This is a genomic window from Lentzea kristufekii (assembly GCF_033949925.1).
GTDB classification, from domain to species: domain Bacteria; phylum Actinomycetota; class Actinomycetes; order Mycobacteriales; family Pseudonocardiaceae; genus Lentzea; species Lentzea kristufekii.
In genome coordinates this window covers 337,156-349,357 of record NZ_JAXAVV010000004.1, presented here as the reverse complement: position 1 = coordinate 349,357, position 12,202 = coordinate 337,156, and the positions used below count along the sequence as shown (strand labels likewise).

Annotated in this window: 12 protein-coding genes; 5 read left to right on the top strand and 7 right to left on the bottom strand. The window is 69.7% G+C overall.

What is annotated here, in order from left to right:
* Nucleotides 1–8: 8 nt before the first annotated feature.
* On the top strand, nucleotides 9–173 hold the full coding sequence (locus SK571_RS10855; protein WP_319983901.1) for a hypothetical protein: 165 nt from the start codon (nucleotides 9–11) through the stop codon (nucleotides 171–173).
* Here the strand turns inward: SK571_RS10855 and SK571_RS10850 are convergent.
* The 3 genes from SK571_RS10850 to SK571_RS10840 are packed head-to-tail and all read right to left on the bottom strand — an operon-like array spanning nucleotide 155 to nucleotide 4,213.
* Nucleotides 155–1,498: a carboxyl transferase domain-containing protein gene (locus tag SK571_RS10850; protein WP_319983900.1), complete on the bottom strand. Its 1,344-nt coding sequence runs from the start codon at nucleotides 1,496–1,498 to the stop codon at nucleotides 155–157. The two genes, SK571_RS10855 and SK571_RS10850, sit on opposite strands and share 19 nt — an antisense overlap.
* Nucleotides 1,482–2,888 (bottom strand): acyl-CoA synthetase, encoded by a 1,407-nt coding sequence (locus SK571_RS10845; RefSeq protein ID WP_319983899.1) that lies wholly within the window; start codon nucleotides 2,886–2,888, stop codon nucleotides 1,482–1,484. Before SK571_RS10845 ends, SK571_RS10850 begins: the two co-directional genes overlap by 17 nt.
* A gap of 5 nt (nucleotides 2,889–2,893) precedes the next feature.
* Complete coding sequence (locus SK571_RS10840) at nucleotides 2,894–4,213, bottom strand: SLC13 family permease (RefSeq protein WP_319983898.1); 1,320 nt, start codon at nucleotides 4,211–4,213, stop codon at nucleotides 2,894–2,896.
* Nucleotides 4,214–4,358: 145 nt separating this feature from the next.
* Here SK571_RS10840 and SK571_RS10835 point away from each other — a divergent pair, with 145 nt between their 5' ends.
* Nucleotides 4,359–5,060, top strand: coding sequence for a FadR/GntR family transcriptional regulator (locus SK571_RS10835; protein WP_319983897.1), 702 nt, complete (start codon nucleotides 4,359–4,361; stop codon nucleotides 5,058–5,060).
* On the opposite strand, the gene SK571_RS10830 is transcribed toward SK571_RS10835, so the two are convergent.
* The 3 genes from SK571_RS10830 to SK571_RS10820 all read right to left on the bottom strand — a co-directional run bounded on the left by SK571_RS10830 (nucleotide 5,038) and on the right by SK571_RS10820 (nucleotide 8,723).
* On the bottom strand, nucleotides 5,038–6,990 hold the full coding sequence (locus SK571_RS10830) for a TIM-barrel domain-containing protein (protein ID WP_319983896.1): 1,953 nt from the start codon (nucleotides 6,988–6,990) through the stop codon (nucleotides 5,038–5,040). The two genes, SK571_RS10835 and SK571_RS10830, sit on opposite strands and share 23 nt — an antisense overlap.
* A complete protein-coding gene (locus tag SK571_RS10825) occupies nucleotides 6,984–8,021 on the bottom strand; it encodes a CBM35 domain-containing protein (protein WP_319983895.1) in 1,038 nt (345 codons plus the stop codon). The genes SK571_RS10830 and SK571_RS10825 overlap by 7 nt, the downstream gene beginning before the upstream one ends.
* Nucleotides 8,022–8,117: 96 nt before the next feature.
* Nucleotides 8,118–8,723, bottom strand: a complete 606-nt coding sequence (locus SK571_RS10820; protein WP_319983894.1) for a dihydrofolate reductase family protein — start codon at nucleotides 8,721–8,723, stop codon at nucleotides 8,118–8,120.
* Nucleotides 8,724–8,797: 74 nt separating this feature from the next.
* On the opposite strand from SK571_RS10820, the gene SK571_RS10815 reads away from it, so the two are divergent.
* Together SK571_RS10815 and SK571_RS10810 are read left to right on the top strand one after the other, a co-directional pair.
* A complete protein-coding gene (locus SK571_RS10815) occupies nucleotides 8,798–9,286 on the top strand; it encodes a LysR family transcriptional regulator (protein WP_319983893.1) in 489 nt (162 codons plus the stop codon).
* Nucleotides 9,252–9,653 carry a LysR substrate-binding domain-containing protein gene (locus SK571_RS10810; RefSeq protein ID WP_319983892.1) on the top strand — a complete coding sequence of 134 codons (402 nt, stop codon included), beginning with the start codon at nucleotides 9,252–9,254 and terminating at the stop codon, nucleotides 9,651–9,653. Before SK571_RS10815 ends, SK571_RS10810 begins: the two co-directional genes overlap by 35 nt.
* On the opposite strand, the gene SK571_RS10805 is transcribed toward SK571_RS10810, so the two are convergent.
* Complete coding sequence (locus SK571_RS10805; protein WP_319983891.1) at nucleotides 9,643–10,191, bottom strand: DUF1062 domain-containing protein; 549 nt, start codon at nucleotides 10,189–10,191, stop codon at nucleotides 9,643–9,645. The genes SK571_RS10810 and SK571_RS10805 overlap by 11 nt on opposite strands.
* Nucleotides 10,192–10,678: 487 nt before the next feature.
* Here SK571_RS10805 and SK571_RS10800 point away from each other — a divergent pair, with 487 nt between their 5' ends.
* Nucleotides 10,679–12,193: a GMC oxidoreductase gene (locus tag SK571_RS10800; RefSeq protein ID WP_454780182.1), complete on the top strand. Its 1,515-nt coding sequence runs from the start codon at nucleotides 10,679–10,681 to the stop codon at nucleotides 12,191–12,193.
* Nucleotides 12,194–12,202: the final 9 nt, after the last annotated feature.

Sequence of the window (12,202 nt, the reverse complement as noted above, 5' to 3'; positions counted from 1 at the left end):
GACCTCACATGTCGTACGTCGTTCTGGTGTTGTTCGTCGCGTCCGTGCTCGCCGGTGTCGGTGCGCTGGGCGCCATGCTGAAGAAGAAGGAGCCGTTCTACGGCGTGGTCGGACTCGTGACCATCTGCGTCCCGAGTTCGCTTCTGGCCTTCCTCTACCTGGCCGTGGCCTGATCAGCGGACTGGTCGAGCTGGGCGATCCCCTGCGCCACGCCCAGCTCGACCAGGTCCTGCGGCCGCAACCGCAACTCCTCCGCCGTCTGCCGCGCCCTCGCCGGGTCCCGTTTCAGGATGGCGTTCGCCAGCTCGGGTGAGATCACCGCGAAGTACCCGTCCGGCGTCACCCACATCCGGTCCGGTGCGGCGAACGCCAGCGCGCCACCAGATCCGCCCTCTCCGATCACCAGCGTCGTCACCGGCACGCGCGCTGCCGCGATCGCGGTGAACATGTCGGCGATCGCGGCGCCCACCCCGGCCTTCTCGGCGGCCTCGTCGTTGGCCGCACCCGGTGTGTCCACGAGAGTCAGCACCGGAACTCCCAGCCGGTCCGCCAGCCGGACGAGCCGGGCCGCCGTGCGGAACCCCGCAGGCCGGGTCGCCGTGCCGCACTGCGCCGCGTAGGCGATGGTCTGCCCGCCGCGGTGCCCGAACCCGCACAGCACTCCGGGATCGACGCCACCGCTGCGGTCGCCGTTGATCGGCTCGTGCCAGTCGAAGTAGGACGCGAGGTACTCCTTGGCGCGCGGACGGCCCAGCGTGCGGGCGCGCACCACCGCGTCCCAGCCGGTCTTCGGCAACGTGGTCTGCCCCAGTGCCGGTGGCACGGGGGCAGAGCCGCCGGACGTGGTGAGCAGCCGCAGCCAGCGCTCCAGCCGGTCGGGCAACTCCTCCGGCGGCAGGAGCTGGTCGACGAGACCGGCCGCGAACTGCTGCGTCACCGAGTACCCCGGCGGCCGCACCCGTGACCCGGCGAAGCCGACCTGCGCGCCGCGCAGTCCCAGCACGACGTCCGCGCCCGCCCCGAGCGTGGCCCAGCCGCCCCCGGTCGTGGGATCGCGGAGCACGGCGATGTGCGGCAGCCCGGCCTCACGGGTCAGCGTGAGCTGCCGGGCGATCCGGGGCAGCTGCATCAACGCGAGCGTGCCCTCCTGCATGCGGCTGCCGCCGGTCGCGACCAGCGAGACCACCGGCAGGCCGAGTTCGCGGGCGTGCGTGAAGGCCTGCTCGATGCGCGCGCCGGTGCGGGTTCCCAGTGAGCCGCCGAGGAACCCGAACTCGAACGCCACCACCACCGTCGTGACGCCGCCGATCTCCGCGACCCCGCAGACCACGGACTCGTCCTCACCGGTCGAGGCGGCCGCTCGCGCGAGCTGGTCGCCGTAGCCCGGCCAGCCGAGCGGTCCGTCGCCGGCCGAGGGACCCAGGTCGTCCGGCAGCTCGGCGAACGACGACGCCACCCGCCCGATCACCTCACGGGCCGACTCACGCCCGCAGGGCACGCTTCATCACCTTGCCCATGTCGTTGCGCGGCAACGACTCCACGAACCGCACCACCCGAGGCCGCTTGTGCGGGGTGAGCAGCCGTGCCACGTGGTCGGCCAGCTCGTCCGGGGACGGCTCCGGCCCGGCGGGCACGACCCAGGCGACGATCCGCTCGCCCAGGTCGTCGTCGGGCTCGGCGGTCACCGCGACCTCCTTCACCCCGGGGTGTTCCAGCAGGGCGTTCTCGATCTCGCCGGCACCGATCTTGTAGCCGCCGCTCTTGATGATGTCCGTCGCCTTGCGCCCGACGATGCGGTAGTAGCCGTCCTCGTCGCGCGTGCCCACGTCGCCGGTGCGGAACCAGCCGTCCGCGAACGCCTCGGCGGTGGCGTCAGGCCGGTTGAGGTACTCGGTGAACAGGTTCGGCCCGCGCACCTGGATCTCACCGATCGCACCGACCTCGGCAAGCGTCTGCCCGGCGTCGTCGACCAGCCGCACCTCGACGCCCGGCAGCGGCACGCCGACCGCGCCCGGCCTGCGGTCGCCGTCCGCGCGGACGCTGGTGTTCATCAGCGTCTCGGTCATCCCGTACCGCTCGACCACGCGCTGCCCGGTCGCGGCGGCGATCCGTTCGTGGTCGCGCACCGGCAACGCCGCCGAGCCCGACACCAGCAACCGCGCACCGCTCAACGCGTTGGCGAGCTTCAGGTCGTCGCCCACCTCTTCCGCGATGCGGTGGTACATCGTCGGAACGCCGAACATCATCGTGCCGTCACCGTCCAGCGCCCGCGTGACCGCGTCGGTGGAGAACCTGCCGAGGTGGTGCACCGTGCCACCCCGTCGCAACGGGCCCAGCACGCCGAGGATCAGCCCGTGCACGTGGAACAACGGCAACGCGTGCACCAGCACGTCGTCCGGGGTCCACTCCCAGGCCTCCGCGACCGCGTCCAAAGTGGACACGATCGCCCGGCGCGGCAGCACGACGCCCTTGGGCGCGCCGGTGGTGCCCGAGGTGTAGACGATCAACGCCGCAGCCTCGCCACCGGGATCGGCGAACGGCGCGGCGACCCCGCCGCCGAGCGTGACGTCCAGGCGGGGCACCGGCTGCAGGCCCGCGGGGAGCCCGACGCCCGGAGCGGCGAGCACCGCGGCGGGCGCGCTGTCCGCCACGATGTGCGCGAGCTCGCGTTCGCCGACCTTCGGGTTGAGCGGCACGGCGGGCACCCCGGCGAGCAGGGCCGCGACCACCGCGACGCACGTCTCGATGGCCGGGGTCGCCCAGATCGCCACGCGAGGCAGGCCGGACAGCTGCTGTGCCAGAGCTCCGGCGCAGGCGCCGAGCTCGGCGTGGGTGAGGGTCCGGTCGCCGAAGCGGAGGGCGACGCGGTCGGACTGCAGAGCGAACATCAAGGTCACCAGATTCCCGGGACGACGAGGGCGAGCCAGACCAGCGGCGGTGCCGCCGCGACCATGATCCCGCCGTAGACCATCAGTTGCTTGAAGAACTTGTCGCGGTCGACGTCCTGCGCGCCGGCCAGCACCAGGGCGCCGTTGGTGGAGAACGGACTCACGTCCACCACGGTCGCCGACACCGCCAGAGCCGCGATCAGGCCGATCGCGCTGACCTCGCCCAGCAGCAGGAACGGCACGGCCAGCGGGATCAGCGCGCCCATGATGCCGACGGACGAGGCGAACGCCGACACGATCGCGCCGATGTAGCAGATCAGCAGGGCGGCGAGCAGCGGAGCGCCGACACCGGCGACCGAGTCGCCCGCCCACTTGATCGTGCCCATCGTCTGCAGCACCGCGACGTAGGTGAGGATGCCGCAGATCAGCAGCACCGTCGGCCACGTGATCTGGGTGATCGCCTGCTTGGACGTCTCCGGCCACACCACGCTGAGCAGCACGGCCACCGTGATCGCGGCGAGGCCGACGTCGAGGTCGAACACCAGCGCGGCGATCACGAGAGCGGCGAGACCGAGGAGGGTCGCGATGCGGGGCGCGGTCAGGGCGACGCGCTCTTCCGCCACGTCGGTCACGTCCCGGGTGTCGTCGTCGCCGACTCCGCCGCCGAGCGCGTCGTCACCACCACCGGTGCGGGCCAGCGCGGGCGCTTCCAGCGGTTGCCTGGCGAGCTTCATGCCGCCCAGCACCACGAACACCACGGCGGCGATCAGCAGGTTCACCACGAGACTGGCCAGGAACAGCACGATCTCGTTGCCCGGCAAGCCTTCCTTCGCCACGATGCCGTTGACGATCGTGCCGTAGATGCTGATGGGGGAGAACCCGCCGGCCTGCGCGCCGTGCACGACCATGACGCCCATCAGCAACGGGCTGATCCGGTACTTGGCCGCGAACCCCATCGCGATCGGTGCCACGATCGCGACCGCCGCCGGACTCACCGCGCCGATCGCCGTCAGCACGCCGGTGATCGCGAACATCACCCACGGCATCAACGCGATCCGCCCGCCGACCAGCCGGATCGCCATGTGCACCAGCCAGTCCGTGGTGCCGTTGGCGCGGGCGATGGCGAACAGGAACGTCACCCCGACCAGCACGACGAACAACGAGCCGGGGAAGCCTTTGAAGATGTCGTCGGTCTTCATGTCCGCCACCAGCGTGCCGACCCCGAAGGCCGCGGCGAAGGCGAGCGCACCCATGTTGATCGACCTGGTCGTGGCGATGAGGAACACCACGACCAGCACGAGTATCGAGATCAGTTCGGCGGACATGCAGGGCTCCCGTCGTTGGGGCTGTCCGGGTGGATGGCCTGAGCTGGCTCAGTGGCCAAGTGGTTCAGCCACTTTCCGCCCACGGTCCAGCCGCTGTCAAGAGGTGGCCTAGTGGCTGAGCCACTTGACCGGTTATCCTGGGACGATGTCCGAGGCACTGCGGCCCATGGTCAAGTCCCGCCTGTACGAGCAGGTGCTCGAACGCCTGCGCGCGCACGTGGTCGAGGCGGGCCTGAGCGCGGGGGACAGGCTGCCCGCCGAACGCGACCTCGCCGCGAGCCTCGGCGTGAGCCGCGCGTCCATCAAGCAGGCGATCGTGGTCCTGGAGGTCCAGGGCCTGGTCGAGGCACGGCACGGCGGCGGCACGTACCTGGTCCGCGACACCCTCGACGTCGAACCGGTCGAGCAGCTCGTCGAACGCCGCAAGCGCCTCCCCGAGGTGCTGGAGGCCCGCGAGGCACTGGAGACCAAGCTCGCCGAGCTCGCCGCCGAACGCCGCACCGACGCCGAGCTGGAGACCATCCGCGAGGCGCTGGACTTCATGCGCGACGAGATCGACGGCGGCGACAACGGCGTGGAAGGGGATCGCCGCTTCCACGCCGCCGTCACCGCCGCCGCGCACAGCTCGCTGCTGGCCGAGTTCATGAAGACCATCGCCCAGCAGATCACCGAGAGCCGCACCGAGTCGCTGCGCCAGCCGGGGCGCCCGTCCCGGTCACTGGCGCAGCACACGGCGATCTACGAGGCCATCGCCGCGGGGGACGCGAAGAAGGCCGCCGCGGCGATGCGGAAACACGTCCGCACCGTCGCGAAGGTCAGGCTGCTCACCTGGGTGCCCGAAGACTGACCACCGCCGGCGAGTTGCGCGCCTGCACGACGTGGCTGGACCCGTCCGCCTTGTGCACGACGAACTTCCAGTCCCGCTTGGACACCTTGCCGGACAGCAGGACGACCGTGTCGCCGTGCTGGATGATCCGCGTGCGCCCGCCGTCCTCGTACAGCGTGAACTCGCCCTTGGCGCCGGCCGTCACGTGCACGGTCAGCGGACCGGCCGGGTTCTGCACGTCGTTGGCCACGTTCTCCGACCGCTCCACCACCATGCCGCCCGCTCGCATGAACACCGGCATGGCGTCCAGGCCCGCGCTGACGGTCGCCCAGGTGTTGCCCTGGTAGACCTGCCCGGTGAAGTAGTCGGTCCACTGCCCCGGCGGGAACCAGACGCGCGTCGAACCGGTGTCGCCGGGCGTCGTGATCGGCGCGACCAGCACGTCCGGCCCGAGCAGGAACTGGCTGTCCACAGTGGAGTAGGCCTCCGGACTGCCCGGGTACTCGAGCCAAGCCGGCCGCTGGATCGGCACGCCGGTCCGGTTCGCCTGCTCGGCCAGCGAGTAGATGTACGGCACGAGCCGTTCGCGCAGGTTCAGGAACTTCGTGGCCGACGCCTGCGCGGCCGCCCCGTACTGCCACGGCAGCCGGTCGCCGTGGTTGCTGTGCAGCCGCGTGATCGGCTGGAACGCGCCCAGCTGCACCCACCGCGCGTACATGTCGTCCGGCATCTTGGTGGTGTAGCGGACCTGGCCGTTGTCGAGGTAGGTCTCCGACCCGCGCAGCCCGGTGGTGTCGTTGTGGCCGCCGATGTCGTGGCTGATGTTCGACATGCCGGTCGCCACGCCCTCGGCCGAGGTGTACCCGATGGTGGCCTTCAGCGTGCCCCACGTCGACGACGTGTCACCGGTGAAGTGCAGGGTCGAGCGCTTCTCCGCCCACGGACCGGTCGGCAACGGCCCGGAGCCGCTGTACCCGCCCGCCTGCAGCGAGCCGAACCCGCGCGAGAACGCGAACGCGCCGATCTTCGCGTACTGCTCGTTGATCCACGAGTCGGGCGTGACCCCGCGCAGCGACGAACCCGAGCCGTCGCAACACCAGTCGAGCCACCAGAAGTCGGTCGGCATCTTCCGGTGCAGCTCCAGGTAGGCGCGCAGCTGGTCGGGGTCGCCCCAGTCGAACACGTAGCAGTTCGTGCAGGAACCCTTGGCCAGCTTGCCCTTCGCGGTGGCCTGCGCGCGAGCGAAGTCGGGGTCGTCGCCCTGGATGCTGGGGTGGATGTTGAGCGTGCTGTGCAGGCCTTCACCGTGCGCCCAGTCGAGGAAGCCCTGCGGGTCGGGGAACTTCGTCTGGTCCATGCGCCAGCCGTTCCACAGGTTGTGCCCCTTGAAGTCGGTGTCGACCACCAGCACGTCCAGCGGCACGCCGTGCTGCCGGAACGCCGGCAGGATCCGGTCGCGGTAGTCGGCGGCGGTCCGGTCGATGTACTCGGAGTACCAGACGCCATAAGCCCAGCGCGGCAACAACTTCGGCCCACCGGTCAGCGCCGTGAGATCACCGAGCGCAGCCTTGTGGTTCTGGCCGTAGCCGAACACGTAGCCGTCCTGGTACGGCTGCGCGCCCCGATCCACGCGCGGAGTCCCGTTGCGCAGAGCGGAAGTCGTGTCGTCCAGCAGGTACCAGCCGTCGCGGTACATCAGGCCGGGCGTCAGCTGGGGATCACCGCTGTTGCCGGTGTAGCCGTCGAGCGAACGCCGGTAGCCGCCGAGTGCCAGGTGCTGGACCGTGTTGTTGATGCCGACGGTGTCCAGGTTGACGTGGCAACCCGCGTCCGGGCACGTGACGGTGAGGTCGGAAGTGCCCGCCGGCAAGGACACCTGTGCCGTCGCGGTGGCCCACGTGGCCCAGTTCGCCGTGACGGGCAAGCTGACCGCCTGACCGTTGATCAGCACCGTCCGGCCTCGTGCTTGCCGTCGCCGCCGACACCGTTGGCATAGCGCAGCACCACGGGATACGTGCCCGCCGCCGGAACGCTGGTCACGCGCTGGCTCAGCCGCGTGCCCCCGACGAGTTCGGCGACGAACCCGGTGCCCGCGAACCCGGCGTGCTCGACGGCGATCTTCGCCGCACCGGTGACCAGGCCGTTCTCGGCCTCGCAGCTCGTGCCGAACCGGCAGTCGTCCACCGCTCGCACACCGGGGTACGACTGGTCGCCGGTGAGCAGAGCAAGGCTGTCAACGTTGACATTGCCCGAATCGGCGGCACCGCGCGTCAGGGAGACGCGGTGTTCGCCCGCGGACAGGTCGACGTCCGTGGACACCTGCTGCCAGGCACCCCAGTCGGCGGTCGCGGGCAGGGTGATCTGGCGTGGAGCCTGCCCGTCGACGGCGAGTCCGAGCGTGCGGTTCTCGTGCTTGCCGTCGCCACCCCGCCCGTTCGCGTACTTCACGACCAGCCGGTGCCTGCCCGCGCTGGAAGCACGCACCGTCGCCGTGATCCCGTTGTTGGTGTAGGAGAACCCGGCGACGAATCCCGCACCGGTATGGCCGGGATGATCGGCCGCGACCAGCAGGCCTTCCCGTTGCTGGTCCTCCGCCTCGCAGAGCTGCCCGGTCGCACAGACCACCCGCCGCCACGGGGACGCGGTCGTGCCGGCCGTCCTGATCTCGAGGTTGTCCGCGCGGAACGGCCCGGACCCCACCCGGTACCGCAGGGTCATGGCCGACGTGGTGATGGTCAGCCAGCCGTCCTGCACGCGCGAGGTGTAGGCCGTGCGGGGGAAGGTGCGATTTACAACGTTGTAAGTGCCCTGGTCCTCAAAGCGGCGGTCCCCGGCGAATTCGGAACGGACCAGGGTGGGGGACAGGATCTGGAACCTGGCCTGCCCGGAGACCACCGTGCCGCCCGGCTGGGCGGTGGCGGGTGCGGGGAGGACCAGGCTCAGGAGGGCTAGCAGAGGGACGATCGTCGTGCGTTTCCGCATTCGTGCTCCTCGTCTGACGCCGTCGGCTTCCGAGGTGTTCAGGTACCTGAACGTTCCTCACCTTGGCCTGACGATGTGGAGCGATCAAGAGGCCATTCAGCGCACGACGCGATACGTCACGTGCGTGAAGGAGGCCCCTGCGCGGGACTCGACCTGTTCGAGGTTCAGCCCGGGAACGCCGTCGAACAGCCGCGACCCGGCGCCGAGCGTGATCGGCACGATCCGCAGCCGGAGCTCGTCGATCAGGCCCGCGGTCAGGTACTGGTTGATCGTGGCGGCACCGCCGTGGATGGAGATGTTGCCGTTCCCGGCCGCCTCGCGGGCGAGCTTGAACGCCGCCGCGATGCCCTCGGTCACGAAGTGGAACGTCGTGCCGCCCTCCATCGGCTGAGGTTCGCGCGGGTGGTGGGTGAGCACGAAGACCGGGCCGTGGTACGGCGGGTTGTCGCCCCACCAGCCGTTCCACTGGCGGTCCCAGGAGCCGCGGACCGGGCCGAACATGTTGCGGCCCATGATGAACGCCTTGGTCTCGGCCATGCGGTCCATCTGCCACCGCTGCTCGGCCGGGTCCTCGAACCACGCGTGCAGCTCGCTGCCCCAGCCGTCGCCGCCGTCGTCACCGAACGGACGGTCCTCGGACTGGCCGAGCCCCGCCGCGTAGCCGTCGAGAGAGATCGAGAGGTCGCACGTCACCTTGGTCATGAACCCAGCCTGGCTCGCCTGACCCATGACGTCCAATGCCAAAAGTGCGCTCAACTCATTGATAGCCTTGATGAATGCTCAGCCTGGTGCACCTGAAGGTGCTGGCGGCGGTGGCCCGGCACGGCTCGGTGACGGAGGCCGCGAAGCAGCTGCACTACTCGCAACCGTCGGTGAGCCACCACCTGGCGAGGCTGGAGGCGGCCACGGGAGTGAAGCTCGTGCAACGGATCGGCCGCGGCATCCGCCTCACGTCCGAAGGGCAGCTGCTCGCCAGAAGAGCCTCCGAGATCGTCGGACGGGTCGACGCCGCCACCACCGAACTCGCGGCCCAGGTCGGCCTGCAGTCCGGCCGGGTCAGGGTGGCCGCCAACGCCTCCACGGCCGCCACGATCGTTCCCAGGGCGGCCGCCGCGCTGGCCCGGGAGCACCCCGGACTCGAACTGAGCCTCTTCGAACGGCATCCGGTCGACGCGCTGGCGATGCTGCGGCACGGCGAGGCCGAGGTCGCCGTCGTGTTCCGGCACGCCCGTGGAGGAGGGGTTCCGCTTCGTCCACCTCGGTGACGATCCGATCTACCTGATCAGCACGCGGCCGGACGACAGCCTCGCGCACCACCGGCACTCGGCGTGGATCGGCGGGTGCGACGCGTGCCAGGTGGAACTGGAGACCGTCTGCCGGAGCGAGGGCTTCGCACCGCGCATCGCCTCGCACAGCGACGACATGGTGGTGGTGCAGGCACTCGTGGCCGCCGGCGCGGGCGTGGCGATCCTGGCCGGGCTGGGGTTGCAGGCGCACCGGCGCCCGGACGTGCACGCCACCGAACTCGTGGGTCTCCACCGCGAGATCCACGCCGCGACGTACGGCGACCCGCCCGACCCACCGGGCGTGGCCGCCGTACTGGCTGCGTTGACGCGCTCGTTCAGCGCTTGAGCGTGAAGGTGAAGTCGCCGGAGACCTTGCCGGTCAACCGGATCGCCGACACGACCTTCCCTTCGGCGATCAGCCGTTCGACCTCACCGCGCGACAGCCCGCACGCGTCCGCGATCAGCCGCACCGGCCGGACCGGGATCCGTGCCGTGAAACGGACCGACACGTCGACCACCTCCTGGTCCAGGTGATCGGACCCGCCGGTGTCGAGCCGCCACGCACCCTCCCAGTCGAGGGAGATGTGGTTGCGGCGCTGGAGAACGGTGTCCTGCAGCAGTTCCGCGACCAGTGAGAGGTCGTTGGCGTGCAACCGTTCCAGCAAGGCGGGCCGCACCGTGCGGACGTGAGTTCGTTCGAAGATCGTGAGCTTGGCCGTGTCCCCGCAGCCCGTGCAGAGCACGAGGAGCCAGGCGTCGAGGACCTTGTGGTTGGCGTTGACGCGGAACTTGCCGCTCGCCCGGAAGCGGTCGGCGGAGCACACGTGGCAACGACGGCGGACGAGGGGAAGACAGGTGGGCACGACGGCCCAGGTGGAGAGCACAGAGGTACACCGTTCGGTGAGAAATCCGCAGCAAGGGGAGCGCGCTGCTCAGAGAGCGGCGCGCAACGAAGACCAGCGCTCGGGAAAACTCAAACGGTGTACAACGGCACGTCCTAACCCAGGGATCAGTCCGGCAGGAACGTAACGGCCTGGCGCCGCACCGTTCCACTCAATTTCGGCAGGGGTGTGGAACCGAGCGCGCTCTCAGATCGCTCTGCCACCGGCCGGTGTCGCGCTGTCCTTCGAGGACCCGAATCCAGCCGCCAGGACCCTCACCTGCGCCGCGCACCTGGGCGAACCGGTCCTGCCAGGTAGTGACTTGATCTCCAACCGCAGGTATAACTTGTTCTCATGCGCCCACAGTGAGGAAGATCACATGACCCACACAATGACGTGTGACAACGGTTTGAAGGGTCCTTCACGACGTTCGTTTATAGCTGGAACAGGTTCTATTATTGGAGCTGTCGCGCTCGGTGGCGTCACGCCGGTGGCACAGGCGGCGGCGTCGATCGCGGACGCGGCGGTGGTTCCCGCCCTGGTGATCGGCACCGGGTACGGCGGAAGCGTGGCGGCCCTGCGTCTCGCCCAGGCCGGTGTCGACGTCCACATGGTCGAGATGGGCATGGCGTGGGACACCCCAGGCGCGGACGGGAAGATCTTCGCCAACACCACCACCCCGGACCAGCGGTCCTTCTGGCTGCGCACCAAGACGAAACAACCGCTCAGCAACTTCCTGGGCTTCCCGATCGACAAGGCGATCCCGCGCTACACCGGCATCCTCGACGCGGAGGAGTTCGCCGGCATCACCGTCTATCAGGGACGCGGCGTCGGCGGCGGCTCGCTCGTCAACGGCGGCATGGCCGTCACGCCGAAACGCGAGTACTTCGGTGACGTCCTGCCGACGGTGAACCCCGACGAGATGTACGGCACCTACTACCCCCGCGCCAATGCCGAGCTCGGGGTCAACATGATCCGCTCGGCCTGGTTCGAGACGACCGAGGCCTACCAGTACTCGCGTGTGGGCCGGAAGCACGCCCAGCGGTCGAACTTCCCGTACGTCTTCGTGCCCACGGTGTACGACTGGAACTACATGGAGCAGGAGGCGGCCGGCACGGCGCCGAAGTCGGCGTTGGTGGGAGAGATCCTCTACGGCAACAACTACGGCAAGAAGTCGTTGCAGAAGACCTATCTCAGCAAGGTCAGGGCGACCGGGCGCGTCACCATCTCGCCGCTGCACCGGGTCGTCTCGGTCGTCCCGGCGACGGGCGGCTACAAGGTCACCATCGAGCAGCTCAACACCAATGGCGACCCGATCGCGGTCAAGGAGGTGACCGCGGCGAAGGTGTTCTTCGCGGCGGGCAGCGTCGGCACGAGCAAGCTCCTGGTCAAGCTCAAGGCCACGGGCGCCCTGCCGAACCTGAACGGCGAGGTCGGCAGGGGCTGGGGCGACAACGGCAACGTCATGTGCGGCCGCGCGAACCACATGTGGGACCCGACCGGCAAGCTGCAGTCGTCCATCCCCACCCTGGGCATCGACAACTGGGCGGCGGGCGGCGCCTTCGCCGAGGTGGCACCGCTGCCGACCGGCATCGAGACCTACGCGTCGTTCTACCTGTCGATCACGAAGACCCCGAACCGCGCCCAGTTCACCTGGAACCCCGCCGCGGGCAAGGTCGACCTGAACTGGCAGACGGCGTGGAAGGAGGTCTCGATCAACGCCGCCAAGTCCATCTTCGACAGGATCAACTCAAAGGAGGGGACGATCTACCGGACCGACCTCTTCGGCGTCTACAAGATCTGGGGCGACCACCTGACGTACCACCCGCTCGGCGGCGCGGTCCTGAACAAGGCCACCGACAACTACGGGCGCCTGCACGGTTATCCGGGCCTGTACGTGATGGACGGGTCGTTGATCCCCGGCACCACCGTCGTGAACCCGTTCGTCACGATCACGGCGCTGGCCGAGAGGAACATCGAGAAGATCATCGCCACCGATCTCTGAGTCCGGTGT

What these genes read in the sequence shown, in the direction of transcription:
- SK571_RS10855 (WP_319983901.1), top strand. Translation starts at nt 9, where the DNA reads ATGTCGTACGTCGTTCTGGTGTTGTTCGTCGCGTCCGTGCTCGCCGGT.
- SK571_RS10820 (WP_319983894.1), bottom strand. Translation starts at nt 8,723, where the DNA reads ATGACCAAGGTGACGTGCGACCTCTCGATCTCTCTCGACGGCTACGCG.
- SK571_RS10840 (WP_319983898.1), bottom strand. Translation starts at nt 4,213, where the DNA reads ATGTCCGCCGAACTGATCTCGATACTCGTGCTGGTCGTGGTGTTCCTC.
- SK571_RS10825 (WP_319983895.1), bottom strand. Translation starts at nt 8,021, where the DNA reads ATGCGGAAACGCACGACGATCGTCCCTCTGCTAGCCCTCCTGAGCCTG.
- SK571_RS10835 (WP_319983897.1), top strand. Translation starts at nt 4,359, where the DNA reads ATGTCCGAGGCACTGCGGCCCATGGTCAAGTCCCGCCTGTACGAGCAG.
- SK571_RS10845 (WP_319983899.1), bottom strand. Translation starts at nt 2,888, where the DNA reads ATGTTCGCTCTGCAGTCCGACCGCGTCGCCCTCCGCTTCGGCGACCGG.
- SK571_RS10815 (WP_319983893.1), top strand. Translation starts at nt 8,798, where the DNA reads ATGCTCAGCCTGGTGCACCTGAAGGTGCTGGCGGCGGTGGCCCGGCAC.